A 24,598-nucleotide genomic window follows, 5' to 3' on the forward strand; every position below is an offset into this window, starting at 1 on the left:
GCCGGGGCACCATGCGCCAGCTCCGACGCCGCACACTTCGCACGATCGCACTGGTCTCGCTGTGAGGTAGGTCACGCCCATTCCGCGGCCACTTCCGGGCGACATCGCATCGCCCGGGAACCCCCGGACCAGAGGTCCGGGGCTTTCCGCTGCGCGTGGTCAGCGCATCGTGCCGGGCATGCAGGGCGGCTCAGTGAAGGGCGCAGTTGCGAACGATCCGACGTTCGGCGCGCGCACGCAATCAGTCGTCTTGCTGCTGACCGGCGTCGTCGTCGTTGTCGTCGTCATCGAAGCATGGGCGCGCCGCACCGCAGCATTGTTGCTGGCGGCGGACGCCTGAGCCGAGAACGCAGCTGCCGCAACCAGAGCAAGCGTCACGAAGGTCAATTTGGTCATCGGGTTTCTCCGCACGTGGATGAAGCCGACCAAGCTCGGCTCCTGTGACCAATGACTGTGGACGCCGCGAAATTATTTCATCACGCGCGATCACCGAACCGCGAGCGGCCTCATCACGTTCGACGGACCGGGGAATACCAGAACGCGAGTGACACTCCATTTCATCAAGGCCGCGCGCGAACGCGGCGATGACGGTATGGAGATTCTCATGATCGATCTTCGGCGACTCGGCACAGGACTTGACACAGGACTTGGCAGAGGACTTGGCAGAACACTTGGCCTGGCTGCAATCCTGTCCGTGGCAGTGACGACCTCCGGCTTCGCACAGGCGACGGTTCAGGAGCCCAGTGCATTTGCCTCAAATGAAACCGCGACGCGGCCATGGTCGGCGCCGGTCGGTCATCGCCAGCCGCGCGCCGCCGACATTCCGGCGGCGGCGGCGTCATCGCAGCAGATCATCGATCAGGAGGACGCGATCGTCGACCGCAAGATCAAGGGCATTTGCCGCGGCTGCTAGGATACACGCACCGCAGCATGCGACCTGCCTCCGCGATCAGGAAGCGCCTGCTCCGGTGCGCCGATACGGAACGTAGCGCGGCGTCCAGATCTTGGCCTGGATGCGCGCCTCGACCTGGTCGATCGGAATATCCGTGGCGAGCCCTTCCTTGTGCGCCTGCAGCGCGACCGCCAGCGCCACCGTCAGCGAGACATCACGTAGAGCGCTGACCGGCGGCAGCAGATTGTGCTTCGGGTTGTTGCGGGCCGGCGAGACGCTGGCCAGCGCCTTGGCGGCGGCCATGAACATCCCGTCGCTGACCCGGCTGGCGCCGACCGCGAGCGCACCGACGCCGACGCCCGGGAAGATGTAGGAGTTGTTGGTCTGGTCGACCTTGAAGCGCGCACCGTCGCGCGTGATCGGCGGGAACGGGCTGCCCACGCCGATCAGCGCCCGTCCCTCGGTCCAGGCTTCGATATCGGAAGGCGTCGCTTCCTCGCGCGAGGTCGGGTTCGACAGCGGGAAGATCACCGGCCGCTTGTTGCACTCGGCCATCGCGCGGACGATCGGCTCGGAGAACGCGCCGGCCTGCCCGGAGACACCGATCAGCACGGTCGGCCTGGCGTTGCGCACGACGTCGAGCAGCGCGATCTTGTCGGGATGGTTGAGCTGCCAGCCCGCGATCGCCTGCTTGCTCTGGACAAACGGCAACTGGAACGGGGCGAGCCCGCTCATACCCTCGAGCAGCAGCCCGTCGCGGTCGACCATGAAGAAGCGCTTCGCCGCCTCGCCCTCCGACAGGCCGGCGTCGACCATCGCCGCGCGGATCAGGCTGGCGATGCCGCAGCCGGCGGAGCCCGCGCCGAACACCGCGACGCGCTGCTCGGTCAGCGGCACGCCGGTGACGTTGATCGCGGAGAGCAAGGCGCCGGTCGCGACCGCCGCGGTGCCCTGAATGTCGTCGTTGAAGGTCAGGAGCCGGTCGCGATAGCGCTCGAGCATGCGCGTCGCGTTGTTCTTGGCAAAATCCTCCCATTGCAGCAGGACGCGCGGCCAGCGCTTCACCACCGCCGAGACGAACGCCTCGATGAAGTCGTCATAGGCCTGACCGCGGACGCGCTCGTTGCGCCAGCCGATATAGAGCGGATCGGCCAGGCAATCGGGATTGTCGGTGCCGACGTCGAGCAAGATCGGCAAGGTCGTCGCCGGGTGCAGGCCGCCGCAGCCGGTGTAGAGCGCGAGCTTGCCGATCGGAATGCCCATGCCGCCGGCGCCCTGGTCGCCGAGGCCGAGGATGCGCTCACCATCGGTCACCACGATGGCCTCGACATGATCGAAGCGCGGATGAGCGAAAATGCGGTCGATCCGGTGCTGGTGCGGAATGCTGAGGAACAGCCCGCGCGGCTTGCGAAACAGCCGACTGAATTTCTGGCAGCCCTCGCCGACGGTCGGCGTGTAGACGATCGGCAACAGCTCCTCGAGATTCTCGACTAGCAGCGCGTAGAACAGGGTCTCGTTGGTGTCCTGCAGCTCGCGCAGAAAGGCATAGCGCTCGATGTCGGTCTCGTAGCCGCGCAACGCCTCGAGGCGGCGCGAAACCTGCTCGTCCAGCGTCAAGATATTGGGCGGCAGCAGGCCATGCAGGTCGAACGCCTCGCGCTCGGCCTCGGAGAACGCCGTGCCCTTGTTCAACTGCGGATCAGCCAACAGCTCGTAACCGCTCAGCGCAGTCGTCGCAAAAGCTCCAGTAGTCTCCGACATGACAAGGTCCCCTCGATGCGAAATGCCTGATGCGACCCTATCACGCCCGTGTAACGGATCGGAGCGCGAAGGCGCCGCGCCGGGCAAAGTTGAACGGCGCCGGCGTCGCTGCCGGCGAGATGGACCTCGCAGAAGAGTGCATCATCCCGGCGGAGTGTCGGCCAAGCGGCCATCAGTGTTCGTCCGGACTGAGGCAGCGCGCTCCCGCTGCGCCTCCGGACCGACATCAACATACCTTGGTATGGCCTCTCTGATTCCTTGTGATGCCCTGTACCTACGCTTGTACAGTTGAGCGATGGCGGGCGATTTTTATACTCGCGGTCACTCCAACGGGCGACCAACGACTGCGGGCGCAGCGTTCCGAAATCTGTGATCGGGATCACTGCTCCGGGGTGAAAAGCGCAGCACTATCACGGGAAGCAAGTGCCGACACGGACGCGGGTTCTTCGAGGAACACTCAGATGATCGTCAACATTCAGAAGCTGAACGGCCTGTGGCATCTCATCGTCGGGTCGTGCACGATCCGGACGCCGTTCCTGGAGACCCAGAACCGGGAGTGGGTCGTCGCCTATGCCAGGCGCGTCTACCCCGGCGCCAAGGTTTTCGAGCGCGACTGATGCTGTTCGCTTCACAGCTCACACCCCAGACAAGAAGCCCCGGATCGCTCCGGGGCTTTTGCTTTCAACGCGGTAATACCGCTGCGATCACCGCAGCGCCGACACCACGATCAGGCCGAGGATCAGCGCGGTCGCAGAATATTTGAGCGTGTAGTACACGTTCCGGTTCCACTCCTTGACCTTGCGGCTGGCGAGATGGATCTCGTAGAGCTTGCTGAACACCTTGTTCAGCGCGCCGACATGCTCGCCGTCGACGTTCTGGGTGGCCGACGCCTTGACGATGTTGTGGCTGACCCAGCGATTGATCCGGGTCATGAAGCCGTACTTCATCGGGCGCTCGACGTCGCAGAACAGGATGATGCGGTTGACGTCGGTCCTGTTTTCGGCGCTGTGGATGAAGGTCTCGTCGAACATGAAGGCCTCGCCGTCGCGCCAGACGCATTCGACGCCGTCGACCAGGATGCGGCACGCGTTCGAGTTCGGCGTCACCAGGCCAAGGTGATAGCGCAGCGAGCCGGCGAAGGGATCGCGATGCGCCCCGAGCTTGCCGCCGGGCGGCAGCATCGCAAACATCGCGCCGTGCACGTTCGGGATCGAGTTTAGCAGCTCCACCGTCTTCGGGCACAGTGTGCGCGCCGACGGCAGGAAGTCGTCGTACCATTTCAGATAGAAGCGCTTCCAGCCGCTCTTGAAGAACGAATAGAAGCCCCAGTCGTTGTTCTTGGCCGCGGCGCGGATGAAGCCCTCGTCGAACAGGCGCGTCGCCTCGTCGCGGATCGTCTCCCAATTGTCGGAGAGCTTGTTGAGCTCGGGAAACTGCTCGACCGGGATCACCGGCGTGTTCGGCACGGCGGAGCCCGCATACATCAGCACATTGTAGGGCGCGAGGTAGGTCGAGTGATCGCCGAGCTGGCGGGCGAACCGCAGCCGTTGCTTGCCGCGGAAGTGGACGTAGAGCGTAGAGGCCACCAGCACGTAGAGAATGACGAGCTGCGGCGCAAAGAGTTGTCTCAACATGGTCCGTCTATGATCGCAGCGCGCCGATGCTCTCCATGCACCGCCCCGTAGCAGCCTGGACCCTCGATGGGCGGCTTAGCCCCGGGCGGCGAAGCGCAACGCCGACCGCGAAAACTCCCCTTGTTTCATCCTGACTTGGCACTGCGGCGATATCCGGCGTGGGCCGGAAGCCCGCCGCGGTGTCGCCCGGCAGAACGATGTAAGCGTTCGCTCACCGATTTGAAGCGCCGCGCCATTGCAGGATCGAGCCTGTGGCATCGAGGACACATTATTCGCCATTGACAAATTGATTAGATAATACCTAATTCTGCGACCCGCCGAAGAACGGGGACATCCAAGAGGACATCCAGCAGGAGGAATGATGAGACATTTTTTGGCGGCGGCCACGATCGCAGCGATGACGACGGCCGCGCACGCCCAGGTTTCCGATGACGTCGTGCGCATCGGGGTGCTGACCGACCTGTCGAGCTGGGGGCGCGACAATTCCGGCCCGGGCTCGGTCGAGGCGGCCAAGATGGCGGTCGAGGAATTCGGCCCCACCGTGCTCGGCAAGCCGATCGAGATCATCTCCGCCGACCACCAGATGAAGACCGACGTCGGCGTGCAGATCGTGCGCGGCTGGTTCGACAACGGCAAGGTCGACGCGGTCGTCGACATCCCGAACTCCGGCATTGCGATCGCCGTCCACAACATGGTGCGCGAGCGCAACAAGATCGCCCTGCTGTCCGGCCCCGGCGCGAGCTCGCTCACCGATGAGCTGTGCAGCCCCAACACCGTGCACTTCACCTACGACACCTACGCGCTGTCGAAGGTGACGGCCTCGGCAGTGATCGCGGAGGGCGGCAAGTCCTGGTACTTCATCACCGCGGACTATGCCTTCGGCCAGCAGCTCGAGAAGGACGCGACGCGTTTCATCAACGAGATGGGCGGCAAGGTGCTCGGCAGCGTGCGCCATCCGACCAACACCGCCGACTTCTCCTCCTTCGCGCTGCAGGCGCAGAGCTCGAAGGCCGATGTGGTGGCGTTCGCCAATGCCGGCCAGGACACCGACAATTCGATCAAGCAGTCCGGCGAGTTCGGCCTCGTGCAGGGCGGCCAGAAGCTGGTCGGCCTTTTGATGTTCGACACCGACGTGCATGCGATCGGCCTCAACGCCGCGCAAGGCACCTACATGACGACGGCGTCCTACTGGAACATGGACGAGAAGACGCGCGCCTGGTCGAAGAAATTCTACGCCCGCACCAATGTGATGCCGACCATGATCCAGACCGGCGTCTATGGCTCGGTGCTGCATTATCTGAAGGCGATCCAGGCCGCCGGCACCGATGATCCGAAAGCGGTGATGGCCAAGATGCGCGAGCTGCCGATCGAGGATACCTTCGTGCATGGCGGCAAGCTGCGCGAGGACGGCCGCGTCATCCGCGACATGTATCTGGCGAAGGTGAAGAAGCCCTCGGAATCCAAGGAGCCGTGGGACTATCTCGACATCATCAAGACGGTGAAGGGCGAGGACGCCTTCCGCCCGGTGTCCGAGTCGAAGTGCCCGCTGCTCAAGAAATAGGATCGATCGCGTGGCCAACGAAGAAACGCAAGAAACGTATGATTGCGACGCGCTCGTCGTCGGCTCCGGCTGCGCCGGGCTGTCGGCGGCGGTCACCGCCGGCCATCATGGCCTGAAGGTCCTCGTCGTCGAGAAGGAGCCGCGCTTCGGCGGCACCACCGCGCGCTCCGGCGGCTGGCTGTGGATTCCCGGCACCTCGCTGGCGAAGGCCTGGGGCATCGAGGAGAGCCCCGATCAGGCCAAAACCTATCTGCGCCACGAGGCCGGCAACAGCTTCGATGCTGCGCGCGTCGATGCGTTCCTGAGCGAAGGGCCGAAGGCGGTCGACTTCTTCACGACCAAGACCGCGGTGCGCTTCGACATGCCGCTGACCTTCCCGGACTATCATGCCGAAGCGCCCGGCGGCGCGCAGGGCGGCCGCTCGATGGTGACGCGGCCGTTCGACGCCCACGAGCTCGGCGACGCCCTCAAAAATCTCGGCAGCCCCCTACCCGAACTCACCGTGTTCGGCATGATGCTCGGCTCCGGCAAGGAGATCGTCCACTTCATGCGCGCGACGCGGTCGCTGACCTCGGCGGCCTATGTCGCCAAGCGGCTGTCGAAGCACGCCATCGACGTGGTGCGCAACGGCCGCGGCATGACGCTGACCAACGGCAATGCGCTGGCCGGCCGGCTGGCGAAATCCGCCTTCGACCTCAAGATCCCGCTCTGGCTCAACTCGCCGGTGCGCGAATTGATCGTCGAGAACGGCGTGGTGCGCGGCGCGATCATCGCGCGCGACGGCCGCACCATCCGCGTCAACGCCAAGCGCGGCGTCGTGCTCGCCTGCGGCGGCTTTCCGCATGATGTCGCGCGGCGGCAGAAGATGTTTCCGCACGCGCCGACCGGCAAGGAGCATTACTCGCCGGGTCCGACCGGCAACACCGGCGACGGCCTACGGCTCGCGGAATCCGCCGGCGGCCGCGTCGAGGACTCGCTCCCCAATGCGGCGGCCTGGGTGCCGGTCTCGGTCACCACCCGCAAGGACGGCTCGAAGGGCGTGATGCCGCATTTCATCGATCGCGCCAAACCCGGCGTGATCGCGGTGATGCGCGACGGCAAGCGCTTTGCCAATGAAGGCAATTCCTACCACGACTTCGTGCAGGCGATGATCAAGGCGGCGAAGCCCGGCGAGGAGATCGCGGCTTTCTTGCTTTGCGATCACGAGACGTTACGCAAATACGGCCTCGGCTGCGTGCCGCCGCGCCCGATGCCGCTCGGCCACCATTTGAAGACCGGCTATCTCAAGCGCGGCGCGACGCTGTCCGAGCTTGCCGCGCAGGCCGGCATCGATGCGAAAGCGCTCGAGGGGACCGTCGCAACGTTCAACGCAACCGCGGCAGAGGGCCGCGATCCCACCTTCGGCAAGGGCTCGCGCGCCTATAACCGCTATCAGGGCGATGCACTGCACGGCCCCAATCCGTGCATCGCGCCGATCCAGCACGGGCCGTTCTACGCCATCAAGATGGTGGTCGGCGATCTCGGCACCTATGCCGGCATCCGGACCGACGCCAATGCCCGCGCGCTCGACGCCGACGGCCAGCCGATTGCCGGCCTCTATGCCGCCGGCAACGACATGGCGAGCATCATGGGCGGCAACTATCCCGGCGCCGGCATCACGCTCGGCCCCGCGCTGACCTTCGGCTACATCGCGGGCAAGCACATCGCCGATGCAGCGGCAGAAAGAAGCGCGGCATGAGCACGATGGCGACCTTGCTTGCGGGCAAGCACGCATTGGTGACCGGCGCCGCGCACGGCAACGGACGCGCCATCGCGCCCGGCGTGATCGAGACCGCGATGACCGAGGCGACCCGCAACGACCCTGCCCGGCTCGCCGGCTTTCTGGGCCGCACGCCGCTCGGCCGCGTCGGACAGCCGGAGGAGCTGGTCGGCCCGGTGGTGTTCCTCGCGTCGGAGCTGGCATCTTATGTGAACGGCGTGACCCTGCCGGTCGACGGAGGGTTTCTCGCCGTATAAGCACATTGTCGAAGAGTTGGCAGGGCGACATGACGAGAGAAAGCCGCGGCATACAATCGATCGAGGTCGGCGGAGAATTGCTCCGCGCGCTGGCCCGCAGCGGCGAGCCGATGATGCTGCGCGATCTCGCCCGCGAAGCCGGCATGCCGCCGGCCAAGGCGCATCCCTATCTGGTGAGCTTCTCCCGCATCGGCCTGATCGAGCAGGACGAGACCACCGGCCGCTATGAGATCGGGGCGCTCGCGCTCGAGCTCGGCCTGATCAGCCTGCGCCGGCTCTCCGCGGTGCGGATCGCGACGCCGCGGATCGCCGCGCTCGCCGACAGCATCAATCATGCGGTGTCGCTGTCGGTCTGGGGCACCCACGGCGCGACCGTGGTGCGGCTCGAGGAGCCGAGCCATCCCGTGCATATCGCGATGCGCGTCGGCTCGGTGGTGGCGCTGCTCGAGACCGCGACCGGCCGCGCCTTCGCCGCCTTCATGCCGCCGAACGCCGTCAAAACAGCGCTCGAAAGCGGCCTCGATCGCCTCGGCGTCGGCTACAATCCGAAACGCGAGACCATCACCGCGAAGACCACGGAGATGCTTGCCGAGGTGCAGAGCCGCGGGCTCGCGCGCGCGATCGGCGATCCCCTGCCCGGCGTCAACGCCTTCGCCGCGCCGGTGTTCGATCACGCCGGCCACGTCGCTTTGGTCATCACCGCGATGGGACCGGAAGGCACCTTCGACGCCAACTGGGACAGCGCGATCGCAACCGCGCTGCGTGATTGTGCGAACGACATCTCGCGGCAGCTGGGGCACGGCACGGTGCGGGGTATCGATATTGCGGCGAAGTGATCAGGGTGTTCAGCCGCCCTCTCATGCACATGCGCGGGTGATTGCACCGAGAGCTTGGCTGTTCGACATCATGAACCCAGAACCATCCTCATCGTCGTCCCGGCGAAGGCCGGGGCCCATAACCACAAATGGCAGTTGTTACGCGACCCTGGGGCCGCAGCCCCCTTCAACAACACAACCCTGTGGTTATGGGTCCCTGCTTTCGCAGGGACGACGGTTGTGGATGTGAGCCGCGCCACACAATCGGCGTCGTCCTGGCGAAAGCCAAGACGACGAATGGAGAGAGCCGCCTGCAAGTCAGCACAGCAAAAAAGCCCCGGACGATGCCGGGGCTCTTCACTTCATCGATCGCGGTCAGCGCAGATCAGTAGCGGTAGTGATCCGACTTGTACGGACCTTCCTGCTTGACGCCGATGTAGTCGGCCTGGTCCTTGCGCAGCTCGGTCAGCTTGACGCCGATCTTGGCGAGGTGCAGGCGAGCGACCTTCTCGTCGAGCGTCTTCGGCAGCACGTAGACCTTCTTGGCGTACTTGCCGTCCTTGTTGTTGGCGAACAGCTCGATCTGGGCCAGCGTCTGGTTGGTGAACGAGGCCGACATCACGAAGGACGGGTGGCCCATCGCATTGCCGAGGTTCACGAGGCGGCCTTCCGACAGCATGATGATGCGGTGCTTGTCGGGGAATTCGATCTCGTCGACCTGCGGCTTGATGTTGGTCCACTTCAGATTGCGCAGCGAAGCGATCTGAATCTCGTTGTCGAAGTGACCGATGTTACAGACGATGGCACGATCCTTCATCGCGCGCATGTGCTCGATGGTGATGATGTCCTTGTTCCCGGTCGCGGTGACGAAGATGTCGGCGCGCGGCGCCGCGTCTTCCATGGTCACGACCTCGTAGCCTTCCATCGCCGCCTGCAGCGCGCAGATCGGATCGACTTCGGAGACCATGACGCGGCAGCCGGCCTGGCGCAGCGAGGCGGCCGAGCCCTTGCCGACATCGCCGAAGCCCGCGACCATCGCGACCTTGCCCGACAGCATCACGTCGGTGCCGCGGCGGATGCCGTCGACCAGCGACTCGCGGCAGCCATAGAGGTTGTCGAACTTCGACTTGGTGACGCTGTCGTTGACGTTGATCGCCGGGAACAGCAGCGTGCCCTTGTTGGCCATCTCGTACAGGCGATGCACGCCCGTGGTGGTCTCTTCCGAAACACCCTGGATGTTCTTGGCGATCTCGGCGAAGTAGCCCTTCGGCTTCTCCTTCAGGAGACGCTTGACCAGCGCGTAGAAGATCTCTTCTTCCTCGGAGGTCGGCTTGTCGAGGAAGGCGGTGTCGCCCTGCTCGGCGCGGTAGCCGGCGTGCACCAGCATGGTGGCGTCGCCGCCGTCATCGAGGATCATGTTCGGCGTGCCGCCGCCATGCCAGTCGAACAGCTTTGCGGTGTAGTCCCAGTACTCGGTCAGCGTCTCGCCCTTCACGGCGAACACCGGAATGCCGGCCGCGGCGATCGCGGCGGCGGCGTGATCCTGCGTCGAATAGATGTTGCAGGAGACCCAGCGGATGTCGGCGCCGAGCGCAGCCAGCGTCTCGATCAGCACGGCGGTCTGGATCGTCATGTGCAGCGAGCCCGCGATGCGCGCGCCCTTCAGCGGCTGCTTGGGGCCGAACTCCTCGCGGGTGGCCATCAGGCCGGGCATTTCGGTCTCGGCCAGCGAGATCTCCTTGCGGCCGAAATCGGCGAGCGCAATGTCCTTGACGATGTAGTCGGTGAAGCCGGGCTTCGTGGGGGCGTTCATGTTGTTTTCCTGGTCGGTGTGTTCAGCGTGTCAGTAACAAAGCGAGCCAACCGCCCTGCGGCGCGGCCTACTCCCTCTCCCCGTCCTTACGGGGAGAGGGTTGGGGTGAGGGGCTCCATCCGCGCACTGAATTCGCGGAGAGTCCCCCTCACCCGCCACTTCGTGGCGACCTCTCCCCGCAAGCGGGGCGAGGTGAGAGCGTCAGAGCGCGCGCTTCAGCGGCTCGACGAGATCGGTCTTCTCCCAGGAGAAGCCGCCCTCATTGTCCGGCGTGCGGCCGAAATGGCCGTAGGCCGAGGTGCGCGCGTAGATCGGGCGGTTGAGGTCGAGATGGGTGCGGATGCCGCGCGGCGTCAGATCCATCGCCTTGGCTGCCGCCTTCTCGAGCTCATCCTCCGACACCTTACCGGTGCCGTGGGTGTCGATGTAGATCGACAGCGGACGCGCCACGCCGATCGCGTAGGCGAGCTGCAACGTGCAGCGGTCGGCGAGACCGGCCGCGACGATGTTCTTGGCGACATAGCGCGCGGCATAGGCGGCCGAGCGGTCGACCTTGGTCGGATCCTTGCCGGAGAACGCGCCGCCGCCATGCGGAGCCGCGCCGCCGTAGGTGTCGACGATGATCTTGCGGCCGGTCAGGCCGGAGTCGCCATCGGGACCGCCGATGAAGAACTTGCCGGTCGGATTGATGTGCCAGATCGTCTTGCCGTTGATCCACTCCTTCGGCAGCGCCTCGCGCACATAGGGCTCGACGATGTCGCGGATCTGGCTGGACGAGAGGTCCTCGACCAGATGCTGGTGCGACACCACGATCTCGCGAACGCCGACCGGCTTGCCGTTCTCGTACTGCACGGTGACCTGGCTCTTGGAGTCCGGACCGAGCACCTTCTCCTTGCCGGAGTGGCGCGCTTCGGAGATCAGCCGCAGGATCTTGTGGGCGTAGAAGATCGGCGCCGGCATCAGGTCCGGCGTCTCGTTGGTGGCGTAACCGAACATGATGCCCTGGTCGCCGGCACCCTCTTCCTTGACCTCGCCCGGCTGCAGCGCGTCGACGCCCTGCGCGATATCGGCCGACTGCGGATGCAGCAGGATCTCGATGTCGCAGGTGTTCCAGTGGAAGCCGTCCTGCTCGTAGCCGATGTCCTTGATCGCGGAGCGAACCACACCCTCGATCTGCTCGTTGGTGACCGAGGCCGGACCGCGGGTTTCGCCGGCGATCACCACCTTGTTGGTGGTCGCGAGCGTTTCGCACGCCGCGCGGATCTGCCACGGGTCGATGCCCGCCTTCGGCCCCTCGCGATAGAACAGATCGACGATCTCATCCGAGATGCGATCGCAGACCTTGTCCGGATGGCCTTCCGAGACCGACTCGCTGGTGAAGAGATAAGACGCGCGCATCAAGCAAACCCCTTGTTTCGTCGAAGTCCGACGTTGGTTGGTGAATATGTCCCCGGAATGTCAGTCTCGTCGCCGCGAGATGACGTAGGATTCGTCGTAAAACCACAGCCCGTTGTGTTTACGGAGAACCTCGCGTGTGGCCTCGAGAGCTCGTCCGTTTTCGGTCGTTTCAGTCAACCGCTCATCTTCGATCTGCGCGACATACACTGCTGCGTTCCAGGCGGCGAAGGCGGTCGAGGTTCCGATCGAGCCGGTCACCTCATTAGGCAGCGCTTCCATATCATATCGGAAGATCGAACGGTTATCGGCGTAGGCGTTGAAATTCAGCTCGCGGCCGGCCGAGCCCAACTCGTATTTCACCGCGCGCAGTATCTCATGACGGCTGACGGCGAAAGGATTTTCTCCGGGCCAGACGGCTTGAATGATTTCAAGCGCGGGATCGCTTCCGTGGGAGTGGATTCCTATCAGCCGTCCGCCGCCGCGCAGCGCGCGGGCCAGCGGCGCGATGATCCGCTTGGCGCGGAAATTCACCGAGGATTTGGCACGATAGGGCTGCGAGGCGATCACGAGGTCGAAATTGGCCTCGGTCCGGCCTGCGCGGGGAATGATGGAATCGAGCAGGAACCGGTGATCGTCCCGGTACAGCACCAGCGCCACCGGCCGCTCATAGATCGGCATCGCATTGCCGGGGCTGAGGTTGGCCCGCCAGTTCTGCTCCAGGAATGGACCGAGTTCCGCGATCTGGGTCTCGAATTCGCCGGAGGAAGCGCCCCGGAGCGCCACCTCGTGCCAGATCATGCTGGCGGCCGCCGCGGAGTTCTTGGGCGTCAGCCAGGGCGCCTCGGCGTAATACATATTGGTGAACACGAAGACGCTGGCCGGGTGCTCGAACAGACGGTCAGGGACCTTGTCGAGGGTGAGGCGAACGTCCTCCAGGCTCAGTTCCTTGCCGGCGACATAGAACGGCATATGTGGGAAGCGGCCATGCATGGCACGCAGGACCCGCGCCAGCACGGTGCCGTCGCCCATGCCGGCATCGAACACCCGCAGCGCCGGCGGCCGCGGGTGGATGGCGGCCAGCTCGAGCGCGACCCGGTCGGCGATCACCCGCTTCTCGCTGCAGGTGTGCACGAACAGCAGATAGCGCTGTCGGTTCTCGAAGAAGCGGAAATTGCCCCTCGGATCGCGCTTTTCCGGCGGCACCACGAGCCCGCGCGGCGGCGCCACGCCGCCCGGCGTCGAGGTCGCAATGAAGGCATTGATGCGGTCGAGCGTATCGATGGTGATGCGCTTGCCCTCGCGCAGCCGGTGCACCAGTTTGCCGTCGTTGACGGCACGGCGGCCGAATGTCGTCTCCGCCATGTCGGAGTGACGGCAGAAATCCGTGATCTGACTGAGGATTTCGTCGTTCTTCATGGTGCCTGGAGTGGGCAGCGGCCAGTGGGACAAGAGTGGGCAGAGATAGTGTGCGGCGAGGTCTTACCACCATTTTCCCACCAGTTGAACCCCCCTCCACAGCCGATCACCAAACAGTCATGGATACCTCCTGGACCGCCTCGCCGCCGACCACCGTGACGGCCTTACCTCTGGATGACCGATGCACCGCCTGCTGCTGATCCCCTGCCTGCTCGCGACCGTGCTGTGGTCGGCGCCCTGCTTCGCCCAGACGCGCGCCCAGCTCGGCCCACTCTGTACGACCGACACCACGCCGGCCGACCAGATGATCGACGCCTGCACCAAGATCATCGCGTTGAAGGTGTTTTCCGGCGAGAAGCTCGCGACGATCCATTTCTGGCGCGCTGTCGGTTGGAACAAGAAAGGCAACTACGCCCAGGTGATCGCTGACGCCACCGAGGCGCTGCGTCTGAAGCCGAGCACTGCCGTCTACAACCTGCGCGGCTCGGCCTATTACGACAAGGGCGAGTACGACATCGCGATTGCCGACTTCAACGACGCGCTGCGCATGGGGCCGCCGAGCGGCATCATCTATCACAACCGCGGCAACGCCTATCGCGGCAAGGGCGACTACGCCAAGGCGATCGCCGACTATGACGCCGCGATCAAGGCCGGTCCGAAGTCGGCGTTCTCCTATCAGAACCGCGGCGCCTCGAAGCAGGCGCTCGGCGATCTCGACGGCGCGCTCGCCGACATCAACGAGGCGGTCAGGATCGATCCGTCGCTGCCGCAGCCGCTGATCAGCCGCGCCGTGATCTGGCGCGCCAAGGGCGACATCGCGCGCGCGATTACGGATACGACGGAAGCGATCCGGCTGGCGAAGGCGAAGGCGCCCGCCAACATCATGACGCCGCCCGGCAGCGTCTTGATCTCGGCGTACACCCAGCGCGGCCTCGCCTATGAGGCGAAGGGCGATGCGGCGCACGCCAAGGAGGACTACGCCTCGGTGCTCGAGGGCCAGGCCTCCGATGCCGGCAGCAAGGCCAACCAGGCCACCGCCAAGGTGCGGCTCGCGCTGCTGAGGGAAGCCGACGCAGCGCCGCGCAAGACTGCGGCAGCGCCTGCCGCCGAGAGCAGCCCTGCGCCCGCACCGCCGGCGCCTGCGTCAGCAGCTCCGGCCGCACCCGCGGCGCGTGTGCAGGCCGCCGCAACCGGCCGGCGCGTCGCGCTGGTGATCGGCAACGGCGCCTATGCGCATGTGAAGGCACTCCCCAACCCACCGAATGATGCCCGCGCCATCGCCAGAAGCCTGCGCGACATCGGCTTCACCGTCTCGGAAGGTCTCGATCTCGATCGCGACGCGATGCAGAAGACGATCCACGATTTCCTGCGCGAGGCGGCGCGGTCGCAGATCGCCGTGGTCTACTACGCCGGTCACGGCGTGCAGGTGGACGGCCGCAACTACCTTGTGCCGGTCGATATCGAGTTCAAGGCGGGCGGCCGCATGACCGACGCGATGGTCGACATGGACACCATCATGGCCGGCCTCGACGACCAGATCCGCACCAACATTTTGATCCTCGATGCCTGCCGCAATAATCCGATGGCGCCGCAGGTGGCATCCGCAGGCCCGAGCCGCGGCATCGAGGCCGGCTCCGGCCTTGCCGCGCCCGCTTCGCTCGGATCAGGCTCGACGCTCGGCGCCGGCACGCTGATCGCGTTCGCGACGGCGCCGGGCCAGGTCGCACTCGACGGCGAAGGCGCCAACAGCCCGTTCTCGGCGGCGCTGTCGCGCCATGTCGGCACGCCCGGCCTCGAAGTGCAGCAGATGCTGACGCGGGTCCGCGCCGAGGTCGTCGCCGCGACCAAGGGCAAGCAGGTGCCGTGGTCGAACTCCTCGCTGCTTGGCGAGGTCTATCTGGCGGAGCAGTGACGGTGCGCTTGAGCACCGTCATCCCGGGGCGCGCGCAGCGCGAACCTCAGGGGCGCAATTGCGCCCCGGGGAATCTCGAGATTCCGGGTCTGGTGCTCGCGCACCATCCCGGAATGACGCTAGCGCGTCACTTCCCCCACACCTCGTTCGCGACCTCGACCGCGAGCCGCAGCTTGGCCCACTGCTCTTCCTCGGAGAGGATGTTGCCCTCCTCGGTCGAGGCGAAGCCGCATTGCGGCGACACCGCGAGTTGTTCGATCGGCGCGAACTTCGATGCCTCCTCAAGCCGCCGCTTGATGTCGTCCTTCTTCTCGAGCTCGCCGAACTTCGAGGTGATGACGCCGACCACCACGACCTTGTTGCCCTTCGGCAGGAAGCGCAGCGGCTCGAAGCCGCCGGCGCGATCGGAATCATATTCGAGGAAATAGCCGTCGTAATTGGTGCCGGCCAGCATGGTCTCAGCGACCGGCTCGTAGCCACCGGAGGAAATCCAGGTCGAACGGAAATTGCCGCGGCAGACATGCGTCGTGATCACCATGTCGGACGGACGATCGGCGATCGCGTAATTGATGACACGGGCATAGATCTCCTGCAGGCCATCGGGGTTGTCGCCGCGGTCGCGCGACTTCTGCAATTCCTCCTGCGAGCACAGATAGGCCCACACCGTGTCGTCGAATTGCAGGTAACGGCAACCGGCGTCGTAGAACGCCTTCACCGCCTTGCGATAGGTCTTGCCGAGGTCCTGGTAGAATTCCTCAAGGTCGGGATAGACCTCCTTCGAGATCAACTTGCGGCCGCCGCGGAAGTGCAGCACCGCCGGAGATGGGATCGTCATCTTCGGGGTGACATGGGCCTGGTCGGCGTACTTCTTCAGGAACCTGAAGTGATCGAGCATCGGGTGATGATCGGAGAAGTCGAGCTTGCCGATCACCCGGATGGCATCGTGCCGGGTCTGCACGCCCGCGAACTGGATGCCCATGTCGGGGTGGAACAGCTCGCAGCCGGTCAGGTGGCTGAGGAAATCGAAGTGCCACCAGGAGCGGCGGAACTCGCCGTCGGTCGCAAGCTTGAGACCGACCGAGGCCTGCTTGTGCACGACCTTCTCGATCTCCATGTCCTCGATCTTGCGCAGCTCGTCGGCCGAGATCTCGCCCTTCTCCAGCCTGGCGCGCGCTTCCTTGATCTTCGGCGGACGCAACAGGCTGCCAACCTCGTCGGCGCGGAACGGGGGCTTGGTTCGCTGCATGGTCAACTCCCTGCGGGCGTCAGTGTTTTTTGGTCCCGGCGACGCCGAGATGGCGCTCGAGGACGGCGGGATCGGCCTTCAGCGCGCTGCTTGCCGCATCATGCACGATCGTCCCGCGCTCCAATATCACAACGCGGTCGGCGAGCCCGAGAATCTTTTGTGCATTCTGCTCGACGATGATCGAGCAGATGCCACCCGAGCGCGTGATGGTTCCGATCGCCTTTAACAATTCCTCAACGATGATCGGCGCGAGGCCTTCGGTCGGCTCGTCGAGCAGCAGCACTTTCGGATTCAAGGTCAGCGCGCGGCCGATTGCCAGCATCTGCTGCTCGCCGCCGGACAGCTGGTTGCCGAAATTGCCGCGCCGCTCCTTCAGCCGCGGAAACATCTCGTACACCCGCTCGACCGTCCACGGCCCGGGCTGCGCCACCGCGGTCATGTTCTCCTCCACCGTCAGCGAGCGGAAGATGTTGCGCTCCTGCGGTACCCAACCGATCCCGGCACGGGCGCGCTGGTCGGGCCGCAGTGCCGTGATGTCGTGGCCCGCGAGCGCGACACTGCCGCCGAAGCGCCTGACGATGCCGACGATCGAATTGATCAGCGTGGTCTTGCCGGTGCCGTTGCGGCCGAGCAGCGCCAGCACCTGGCCCTCGGCAAGCGCCAGCGACATGTCGGGGAGCACCACCGCCTCGCCATATCCGGCGCGCAAGCCCTTGATGGAGAGCAAGTCAGGCATCGGCCGCCTCGCCGAGATAGACCGCCCTCACCTGCGGATCGCGCGCGACCTCGTCGGGTGCGCCTTCAGTGAGCAAGCCACCATTGACCAGCACCGAGATGCGGTCGGCGAAGGAGAACACGAGATCCATGTCGTGCTCGATCAGCAGCACGGTGACGTCGCGCGGCAATGCTGCGACCGCCGCCAGGATATCATGGCGCTCGCTCTCGGGCACGCCGGCGGCGGGCTCATCGAGCAGCAGCACGCGTGGCTTGGCGGCGATCGCGACCGCGATCTCGAGCAGGCGCTGCTTGCCGTAGGGCAATGTCGAGGTGAGCTCGGTCATCACATCCAGCAGATGGAAGCGCGACAGGATCTCGGCGATCTCGGCATTGACGTCGTCGCGCGTTCCCATCCGCCGCCACCAGTCGCCGCCGCGGCCCATTCGTTCGGAGACAGCAAGGCCGATGGTCTCGAGCGGGGTCAGGTCGGGATAGAGCTGATTGATCTGGAAGGTGCGCGACAGCCCGCGGAGGACCCGCTTGTGCACGGAGAGGCCGGTGATGTCGCTGCCCTCGAGCAGGATGCGTCCGCTGTTCGGGGTCAGGACGCCGGTCAGCTGATTGATGACCGTGGTCTTGCCGGCACCGTTCGGTCCGATCAGCGCATGGCGGGCGCCCTGCATCACCTTCAGCGAGAGATCGCGGGTGACGCGAAGACCGCCGAAGGATTTCTCGAGGCCGCGGGTTTCGAGCGCGATCGTCATGACGGATCACTCTCCGGCACGGCGACGGCGGCCTTGCGGCCGGCGAACTGGCGGATGATCAGGTTCGGCACGAACAGCACCCAGCGGTGGATCCGCGTGCGGCCGACCATCACGATCACGACCAGCACGAGGCCGATCCAGAACAGCCAGTATTGCGGGGTGATGCTCTGAAACAGCTCCTGCAGCATCTTGAAAACCACGGCGCCGATCAGGCCGCCATAGAGATAGCCGGTGCCGCCGATCACCAGCACCAGCATCAAATCGGCGGAGCGCTCGAAGGAAAACACGTCGAGCGAGGCCAGCGCCGTGGTCTGGGTGAACAGCGCGCCGGCGATCCCGGCATAGAAGGCGGCGAGCGTATAGACCGCGATCAGGCGGCGGTTGACCGGTATGCCGATTGCGGCCGCGCGCAGCGGATTGTTCCTGATCGCGCGCAGCGACAGGCCGAACGGCGAATGCACCACGCGACGGGCAAACAGGAACAGGACGAACAGCACGATCAGCGAGTAGAAGAGCCCGGTCTTGCCGAACATGTCGAAGGCAAACAGCCCGAGGATCGGCTGCATCTCGATGCCCTGCAGGCCGTCGGTGCCGCCGGTGATATCCGAGAAGCGTTCGGCGAGCGCTTCCAGAAGCAGCGCGATACCGAGCGTCACCATCAGCCGCGTCAAATCGACGCCGCGAATGACCAGGAAGCTGGTCAGGAAGCCGAGCACCGCCGCAACGAGGCCCGCAGCAACCAGCGCGATGACGGGCTCGTTGACGATGCCGTGCAGCGCCAGCAGCCCAGCCGAATAGGCACCCACGCCGAAGAAGGCCGCGTGGCCGAGCGAGACGATGCCGGCGTAGCCGAGGATCAGGTCGAGCGACAGCGCAAACAGGCCGAGCCGCACGATGTCGGTCATGATCAGATAGCGCGACGGGAACAGGAAGGCGCTGGCCAGCGCCAGCACCCAGAACACGACCTCGCTGATCCGCCAGCGCGCGCTGGCCATCGCATGAGTGGAGACGTCGGACAGCGCGGTCATGCCCGCCTCACCGCGCCGCGGTGCGGCCGAACAGGCCGTTCGGGCGCCAGAGCAGGATCACGATCATGACGGTGTAGATCACGAAGGGGCCGACCTTGGGCACGTAATATTTGCCGGCGACGTCGGCGATGCCGAGCAGCAGCGAGGCAAGGAACGGCCCGGTGATCGAGGAGGAACCGCCGACGGTGACGACGATCAGGAAGTAGATCATGAATTTCAGCGGGAAATACGGATCGAGCCCGAGGATCTCCGCGCTCAGCGCGCCGCCGAGCCCGGCGAGGCCGCAGCCGAAGGCGAAGGTGAACGCGAATACCTGCGGCACGTTGATGCCGAGCCCGATCGCGGCGCGCGGATCGTCGACCGCGGCGCGCAGGCGGCTGCCGAACCGCGTCTTGGCGAGGATCAGCTGCAGCGCCAGCGTCAGCAGGCCGCAGATCACGACGATCATCAGCCGGTAACGCCCGATGCCGACGCCGAACAGATCGATCTGGCCCTCCAGCGCCGCCGGCAATTTGATGAAGACCCGCGACGATCCCATGATGTAGTCGACCGCCGCCACCGACATGAACACCAAACCGATCGAGAACAGCACCTGATCGAGATGGCTGCGGCTATAGAGATGGCGGTACAGCGTGCGCTCCAGTGCGACGCCGATCACGGCACTCCCGACAAAGGCGAGCGGCAGCGCTGCGAAGAACGGCCAGCCGGAATTGTTGACCAGCACGGCGCAGATATAGCCGCCGGCCATCGCGAAGGCGCCATGCGCGAGGTTGACGAAGTTCATCAGCCCGAGCGTCACCGCAAGCCCGCAGGCGAGCACGAACAGCAGCATGCCGTAGGCGACGCCGTCGAACAAATTGGTGAGGATAGAGGCCATGAAGTCAGCTTAAGCGAGAGGGCGCAAACGACACCACGTCAACAGGATCTTCACGGCCGGGCTCGTCCCGGCCATGACATGCAGCGAGCGGAGCTTTCGCGCGTCACTTCTTGGTCTTGCCGGAATCCTTGACGGCCTCGAAGGTCGCGAACTCGACGTTGTAGAGTTCGCCGTCGACCTTCTCGACCTTGCGGATATAGATGTTCTGCACGATGTCGCGGGTTTCCGGATCGATCGAGATCGGGCCGCGCGGGCTCTCCCACTTCATGCCCTTCATCGCCTCGATCAGTCTGTCGCCATCGGTCGCACCATTGGTCTTCTTCAGCGCCTCGTAGATCAGATGGATGCCGTCATAGCCGCTGACTGCCATGAAGCCCGGACGGTTGCCGAACGCCTTTTTGTAGGCGGCGACGAAATCCTTGTTCATCGCGGACGGATGCGCCGCGGAATAGAGATGCGCCGTCACCGCGCCGAGCGCGGCATCGCCCATGTTGTTGAGCAGGTCGTCGTCCATCACGTCGCCGGGGCCGATCACCTTGATGCCGCTTTTGTCCAGCCCGCGCTCGGCATATTGCTTCATGAAGTTGCCGCCCTGCCCGGCCGGCACGAACACGAACATCGCGTCGGGCTTGGCGTCCTTCATGCGCTGCAGGAACGGCGCGAAATCTGGATTGGCAAGCGGGACCTTGACCTCTTCCACGATCTCGCCGCCGCCGGCGGTGAAGTGCTGCTTGAAGAAGGTCAGCGCGTCGTTGCCCGGCGCGTAGTCGGAGGTCAGCGTCGCGACCTTCTTGATGCCGTTCTTGACCGCCCAGTCGCCGATGATGGTGGAGGACTGCGCCAGCGTGAAGCTGGTGCGCACGATATAGGGCGAACGCTCGGTGATGATCGAGGTGCCCGCCGCCATCACGACTTCCGGGATCTTCGCTTCCGTCGCAAGCTTCGCTGCCGCGAGCGCGGCCGGCGTCACGCCGAAGCCGGCGATGAAACTGACCTTGTCATTGACGATCAATTCCTGCGCGAGCCGCTTGGTGTTGTCGGGCACCGCGGCATCGTCCTTCAGGATGATCTCGATCTTCTTGCCGGCGACGGTGTCGCCCTTCTGCTGCATGTAGAGCTTGATCGCGTTATCGATCTGCTTGCCGGTCGAGGCCTGGCCGCCGGTCATCGGCAGGATCAGGCCGATCTTGACGGCGTCGTCCGCCCACGCCGGCACGCTGGCGCACAAACCCGGAAGCACGGCCGAAGCGGCGCCCCACAGCAACATTTTGCGACGATTGAACATCGACGTCCCTCCCCCTTCCATTGTTCTGCGTCGAGCCGAGTGCCCGGCCCTTGCCTTACCCTTTACCCAACCATGTCACGGCCGAGCCGTAACGCGACAAGGCGTTTCCCCGCGCCCTCTGTCAATCGGACGATGGACGTGTGTCGCGCGCCATGATTTGGCCCGCTGCCGAAACAAGTATCAGGATACCACAATCATTCCCCGAAACTCAACGCCCCCACTAGAATCGCTCTCGTCTCTCAGGCCTCCCTCGGCCCACTCATTTGTACGATCGTACAAATCAATCTGTAATGTCAACAAACAAGCACAATTGCAGCCGAACGGTCGCGCCTGAGATCATCATCCATAAAGACCAGGGCTGTATGCTGCCGCCAATGCCGATCTTCACACGCCACATCCCTGCCCTGACTGCCCTCGCGCTCGCGGCCTGCGCGCTCGGGGGATGCAGCACCATGAACCAAAAGGTCTCGGCCGGCATGGCCGACTACATTCCGGCCTGGGCCGGCGGTCTGCCCGCAGACGCGCCGCCGCGGGCGGGCACCCCCGAATACGACAAGTTCATGCAGGAGCGGGAACGCAAGCGCCTGATGCCGGCGGCGGAGCGTGGCGACGCCGCCAAGCCGGCGGCACCGGCGCAGAACGCTACCCAATGACTGCCTGGCTGGGCGAATCCTCGCTGCGGATTTCGCCGCGGTAGCCGAACTCCACCATGTGCACGGTGACGTAGTCCGCGCCGATGAACGCGACGCCATAGGACTCCGGCAGATCGGCGACGGTCAGGACCTCCGCGAACACGGGATAGCTGGCGTGGTTCGTTCCGCGCAGCGAGGTCGTGGGGACACCGGCAACCGAACCGCTCAGCACCATGTGGCAGTGACCGAAGAAGATGTGCCTGACCTTGCTCCGGTGCTTCGCGACGATCGACCGGAACGCGGCATCGTCGAGCAGGCCGATCCGGTCCACCGGGGCGATATGCGTCGGGAATGGATTGTGATGCATGAACAGGAAGAACGGACCGTCATGCTCCGATAGCTGCCGCTCCAGCCAGGCCTGCCGCCTCTCGCAGAAACTGCCGGCGGCCGTCTCCGGCTCGTAGGTATCGAGGAGCAGGCAGCGACCGAACGAAGCGTCGTGAACGCCCTGCGCAAAGCCGTCCGCGTCGGCGCATTCGGGAAACACGCCGAGAAACGTCTCGCGATGGTCGTGGTTGCCGATACAAAGCCGCGTCGGGATCGGAAACCGGCTCAGGCGTTCGCGCAGCAATTGATAGTCGGCGAAGTCGCCGAGATCGGAAAGATCGCCCGAGATCACCATGAGCTCGGCATCGCGATGATCGGCAAGCACATGATCGAGCGCACGCTCGAAATTACCCAGAGGATCACGGCCGAAGATCGTCCGCCCCGGCACCGTCAGATGGATGTCGCTCATGTGGATGAGTTTCATGCAGCACCTCGATGCAAAGCGACACCAGCGCCGTCAAAGCGCGGCAACCGGGCTAACCTGCGGATCAGTCCACGAACACCACGGTCTTGCGCCCGTTGAGGATGACGCGGTCGGCGAGATGGTAGCGGATCGCCCGCGCCAGCACCCGGCGCTCAATGTCGCGGCCCTTGCGCACGAGATCCTCGGGCGTGTCGCGGTGGCTGATGCGCTCGACGTCCTGGTCGATGATCGGCCCCTCGTCGAGATCGCTGGTGACATAATGCGCGGTGGCGCCGATCAGCTTGACGCCGCGCTCATGCGCCTGGTGGTAAGGCTTGGCGCCCTTGAAGCCGGGCAGGAAGGAATGATGGATGTTGATGCAGCGGCCGGACAGCCGCGCCGACATCTCGTCGGACAGGATCTGCATGTAGCGGGCGAGCACCACGAGGTCCGTATTGGTGTCCTGGGCGAGCTTCCAGACCGCGTCTTCCTGCTGCCGCTTGGTCTCTTTGGTCACCGGCAGATGGTGGAACGGGATATCGCCGAAATCGAGCGATCCGTAGCTCTCGCGCGGATGGTTGGAGACGATCGCGGTCGGGATCATCTCGAGCTCGCCGGTGCGCCAGCGATAGAGGATATCGACCAGGCAGTGATCGGACTTCGACACCAGCAGCATCACCCGGCGGCGGTTGGCGCGATCGCGCATCTGCCATTCCATGCCGAAGCGTTCGGCAATCGCAGCAAAGCCGGTCTGCAGCGCGGCCAGCTCCACCGCGAGATCGGCCGCGGTGAACACCACGCGCATGAAGAACTTGCCGGTCTCGATGTCGTCGAACTGCTGGGCGTCCAGGATGTTCTGGCCGTTATGCGCCAGAAACGTCGAGACCGCGGAGACGATCCCCGGTCGATCCGGACAGGACAGGGTCAGAACGAATTGATGGTCGGGCATGCCAATTGACCAAAGCTTGAGCAGATACGTGGAACGGTCATTTTCGGCCCTCGTCTACACCGCAGGCGGCCTTGCGCCAATCCCGGCGCGGGGGTCAAATCGAACAAATGACGACAACGTTTGTTAGGGACCATCATGGCTGACCGGCTGAACGGCTACCGCATCCTGATCCTCGAGACGCGCGAGGAGGCGCAGTTTTCCCGCCTGCTCGCCGAGCAGGGCGCCGACGTGCTGCAATGCCCGATGTTCACCATCCATGACGCGCCGGATCCGGCGCCGATCGAGGCCTGGATTCGCCGCGCCATCGAGCGGCCGCTCGACGACCTCGTGCTGATGACCGGCGAAGGCCTGCGCCGGCTGATGAAGGTGGTGCGCCGGATCGGGGTCGAGGCGGAGTTTGTCACGAGCCTCGGCAAGGCGCGCAAATTCGCCCGCGGCCCCAAGCCCGGCCGCGCGCTGCGCGAGATCGCCCTGGAGCCGCAAATGACGACGGAGAAGCCAACCTCGGAAGGCGTTGCCGAGATGCTGGCAAAGCTCGACCTGAGCGGCCATCGGCTCGGCCTGCAGCTCTATCCGGACAAGGATCACGCCACGCTGATCGGCGCGATCAAGGCGCAGGGTGCGGAGGTCGATACGGTGCTGCCTTATGTCTATGACGCGCAGGCCGCCGACGCCAACATCGTCACCGCGATCGAGGAGATGGCGCAAGGCCGCATCGACGCCATCGCGCTGACCAGTTCGGGTCAGGTTCGCCGCCTGCTCGAGGTGGCGCAGGCGCATCGCTGCGAGGCGCAATTGCGCGAGGGCTTGCAGCAGACCCCGATCGCCTCCGTCGGGCCGGTGGTGTCGGACGAGTTGAAGGCCTACGGCCTATCCACCGACATCTACCCGGCGAACGATGCGTTCTTCATGAAGCCGCTGATCTCGGCGATGGCGACGGCGCTGGCGAAGGCTCCGCCCCGCGCGGCGGCGAAGTAGTTGCCCTAAGCGTCATTGCGAGGAGCGAAGCGACGAAGCAATCCATCGGTCCGCAAGCGGCGCGATGGATTGCTTCGCGGAGCCTGTCATCCGGCGGCGCTTCGCGCCGACCGG

The 24,598-nt window shown here is 65.0% G+C and carries 22 protein-coding genes and 1 pseudogene; 9 read left to right on the forward strand and 14 right to left on the reverse strand.

Annotation, left to right across the window (positions count from 1 at the left end):
- Positions 1-159 precede the first annotated feature (159 nt).
- Positions 160-396, reverse strand: coding sequence for a hypothetical protein (locus tag ACOIX3_RS27115; protein WP_420965056.1), 237 nt, complete (start codon positions 394-396; stop codon positions 160-162).
- Between the two features lie 298 nt (positions 397-694).
- On the opposite strand from ACOIX3_RS27115, the gene ACOIX3_RS27120 reads away from it, so the two are divergent.
- Positions 695-913 (forward strand): hypothetical protein, encoded by a 219-nt coding sequence (locus ACOIX3_RS27120; RefSeq protein WP_420965057.1) that lies wholly within the window; start codon positions 695-697, stop codon positions 911-913.
- A 36-nt stretch (positions 914-949) separates the two neighbouring features.
- Here the strand turns inward: ACOIX3_RS27120 and ACOIX3_RS27125 are convergent, their stop codons facing one another.
- Positions 950-2,653, reverse strand: coding sequence for an NAD-dependent malic enzyme (locus tag ACOIX3_RS27125; protein ID WP_420965058.1), 1,704 nt, complete (start codon positions 2,651-2,653; stop codon positions 950-952).
- A 461-nt stretch (positions 2,654-3,114) separates the two neighbouring features.
- Here ACOIX3_RS27125 and ACOIX3_RS27130 point away from each other — a divergent pair, with 461 nt between their 5' ends.
- Entirely contained in the window at positions 3,115-3,270 is a 156-nt protein-coding gene (locus tag ACOIX3_RS27130) for a hypothetical protein (protein WP_198964751.1), read from the forward strand.
- A gap of 87 nt (positions 3,271-3,357) precedes the next feature.
- On the opposite strand, the gene ACOIX3_RS27135 is transcribed toward ACOIX3_RS27130, so the two are convergent.
- Positions 3,358-4,287, reverse strand: a complete 930-nt coding sequence (locus ACOIX3_RS27135) for an aspartyl/asparaginyl beta-hydroxylase domain-containing protein (protein WP_420965060.1) — start codon at positions 4,285-4,287, stop codon at positions 3,358-3,360.
- A 358-nt stretch (positions 4,288-4,645) separates the two neighbouring features.
- Between ACOIX3_RS27135 and ACOIX3_RS27140 the strand changes: the two genes are divergently transcribed.
- The 4 genes and pseudogenes from ACOIX3_RS27140 (at position 4,646) to ACOIX3_RS27155 (ending at position 8,700) form a co-directional block, all read left to right on the forward strand.
- Complete coding sequence (locus ACOIX3_RS27140) at positions 4,646-5,848, forward strand: ABC transporter substrate-binding protein (protein WP_420965061.1); 1,203 nt, start codon at positions 4,646-4,648, stop codon at positions 5,846-5,848.
- A gap of 10 nt (positions 5,849-5,858) precedes the next feature.
- Positions 5,859-7,586, forward strand: a complete 1,728-nt coding sequence (locus tag ACOIX3_RS27145) for an FAD-dependent oxidoreductase (protein WP_420965062.1) — start codon at positions 5,859-5,861, stop codon at positions 7,584-7,586.
- Between the two features lie 68 nt (positions 7,587-7,654).
- Positions 7,655-7,864 (forward strand): annotated as a pseudogene (locus ACOIX3_RS27150) (SDR family oxidoreductase); the annotation flags it as partial.
- A gap of 29 nt (positions 7,865-7,893) precedes the next feature.
- Positions 7,894-8,700 (forward strand): IclR family transcriptional regulator, encoded by an 807-nt coding sequence (locus tag ACOIX3_RS27155; protein WP_420965063.1) that lies wholly within the window; start codon positions 7,894-7,896, stop codon positions 8,698-8,700.
- A 364-nt stretch (positions 8,701-9,064) separates the two neighbouring features.
- On the opposite strand, the gene ahcY is transcribed toward ACOIX3_RS27155, so the two are convergent.
- The 3 genes from ahcY to ACOIX3_RS27170 all read right to left on the reverse strand — a co-directional run bounded on the left by ahcY (position 9,065) and on the right by ACOIX3_RS27170 (position 13,306).
- Positions 9,065-10,492 carry an adenosylhomocysteinase gene (ahcY, locus tag ACOIX3_RS27160; RefSeq protein WP_092115494.1) on the reverse strand — a complete coding sequence of 476 codons (1,428 nt, stop codon included), beginning with the start codon at positions 10,490-10,492 and terminating at the stop codon, positions 9,065-9,067.
- 201 nt (positions 10,493-10,693) lie between these two features.
- Positions 10,694-11,890 carry a methionine adenosyltransferase gene (metK, locus tag ACOIX3_RS27165; RefSeq protein ID WP_223969238.1) on the reverse strand — a complete coding sequence of 399 codons (1,197 nt, stop codon included), beginning with the start codon at positions 11,888-11,890 and terminating at the stop codon, positions 10,694-10,696.
- A 60-nt stretch (positions 11,891-11,950) separates the two neighbouring features.
- Positions 11,951-13,306: a hypothetical protein gene (locus ACOIX3_RS27170; protein WP_298375366.1), complete on the reverse strand. Its 1,356-nt coding sequence runs from the start codon at positions 13,304-13,306 to the stop codon at positions 11,951-11,953.
- A 181-nt stretch (positions 13,307-13,487) separates the two neighbouring features.
- On the opposite strand from ACOIX3_RS27170, the gene ACOIX3_RS27175 reads away from it, so the two are divergent.
- Positions 13,488-15,218 (forward strand): caspase family protein, encoded by a 1,731-nt coding sequence (locus ACOIX3_RS27175; protein WP_420965064.1) that lies wholly within the window; start codon positions 13,488-13,490, stop codon positions 15,216-15,218.
- 127 nt (positions 15,219-15,345) lie between these two features.
- Here ACOIX3_RS27175 and ACOIX3_RS27180 read toward each other — a convergent pair whose 3' ends face one another.
- The 6 genes from ACOIX3_RS27180 to ACOIX3_RS27205 all read right to left on the reverse strand — a co-directional run bounded on the left by ACOIX3_RS27180 (position 15,346) and on the right by ACOIX3_RS27205 (position 21,135).
- The gene (locus ACOIX3_RS27180) at positions 15,346-16,464 is read right to left on the reverse strand and encodes a cobalamin-independent methionine synthase II family protein (RefSeq protein WP_342727975.1); all 1,119 of its coding nucleotides are present in this window, start codon (positions 16,462-16,464) and stop codon (positions 15,346-15,348) included.
- Between the two features lie 19 nt (positions 16,465-16,483).
- Positions 16,484-17,200: an ABC transporter ATP-binding protein gene (locus tag ACOIX3_RS27185; protein ID WP_420965065.1), complete on the reverse strand. Its 717-nt coding sequence runs from the start codon at positions 17,198-17,200 to the stop codon at positions 16,484-16,486.
- Positions 17,193-17,945 (reverse strand): ABC transporter ATP-binding protein, encoded by a 753-nt coding sequence (locus ACOIX3_RS27190; RefSeq protein ID WP_420965066.1) that lies wholly within the window; start codon positions 17,943-17,945, stop codon positions 17,193-17,195. The genes ACOIX3_RS27185 and ACOIX3_RS27190 overlap by 8 nt, the downstream gene beginning before the upstream one ends.
- Positions 17,942-18,973, reverse strand: coding sequence for a branched-chain amino acid ABC transporter permease (locus ACOIX3_RS27195; RefSeq protein WP_420965067.1), 1,032 nt, complete (start codon positions 18,971-18,973; stop codon positions 17,942-17,944). Before ACOIX3_RS27195 ends, ACOIX3_RS27190 begins: the two co-directional genes overlap by 4 nt.
- Before the next feature lie 7 nt (positions 18,974-18,980).
- Positions 18,981-19,850 (reverse strand): branched-chain amino acid ABC transporter permease, encoded by an 870-nt coding sequence (locus tag ACOIX3_RS27200; protein ID WP_420965068.1) that lies wholly within the window; start codon positions 19,848-19,850, stop codon positions 18,981-18,983.
- A 103-nt stretch (positions 19,851-19,953) separates the two neighbouring features.
- The gene (locus ACOIX3_RS27205; RefSeq protein WP_420965069.1) at positions 19,954-21,135 is read right to left on the reverse strand and encodes an ABC transporter substrate-binding protein; all 1,182 of its coding nucleotides are present in this window, start codon (positions 21,133-21,135) and stop codon (positions 19,954-19,956) included.
- Between the two features lie 374 nt (positions 21,136-21,509).
- Between ACOIX3_RS27205 and ACOIX3_RS27210 the strand changes: the two genes are divergently transcribed.
- The gene (locus ACOIX3_RS27210) at positions 21,510-21,788 is read left to right on the forward strand and encodes a hypothetical protein (RefSeq protein WP_420971802.1); all 279 of its coding nucleotides are present in this window, start codon (positions 21,510-21,512) and stop codon (positions 21,786-21,788) included.
- On the opposite strand, the gene ACOIX3_RS27215 is transcribed toward ACOIX3_RS27210, so the two are convergent.
- Both ACOIX3_RS27215 and purU read right to left on the reverse strand, forming a co-directional pair.
- A complete protein-coding gene (locus ACOIX3_RS27215) occupies positions 21,778-22,578 on the reverse strand; it encodes a phosphodiesterase (protein ID WP_420965070.1) in 801 nt (266 codons plus the stop codon). The two genes, ACOIX3_RS27210 and ACOIX3_RS27215, sit on opposite strands and share 11 nt — an antisense overlap.
- Positions 22,579-22,642: 64 nt before the next feature.
- Positions 22,643-23,506 (reverse strand): formyltetrahydrofolate deformylase, encoded by an 864-nt coding sequence (purU, locus tag ACOIX3_RS27220; protein WP_420965071.1) that lies wholly within the window; start codon positions 23,504-23,506, stop codon positions 22,643-22,645.
- Between the two features lie 135 nt (positions 23,507-23,641).
- Here purU and ACOIX3_RS27225 point away from each other — a divergent pair, with 135 nt between their 5' ends.
- Entirely contained in the window at positions 23,642-24,484 is an 843-nt protein-coding gene (locus tag ACOIX3_RS27225) for a uroporphyrinogen-III synthase (RefSeq protein ID WP_420965072.1), read from the forward strand.
- Positions 24,485-24,598: the final 114 nt, after the last annotated feature.

Source organism: Bradyrhizobium sp. B120 (assembly GCF_049075665.1).
Lineage (GTDB): Bacteria > Pseudomonadota > Alphaproteobacteria > Rhizobiales > Xanthobacteraceae > Bradyrhizobium.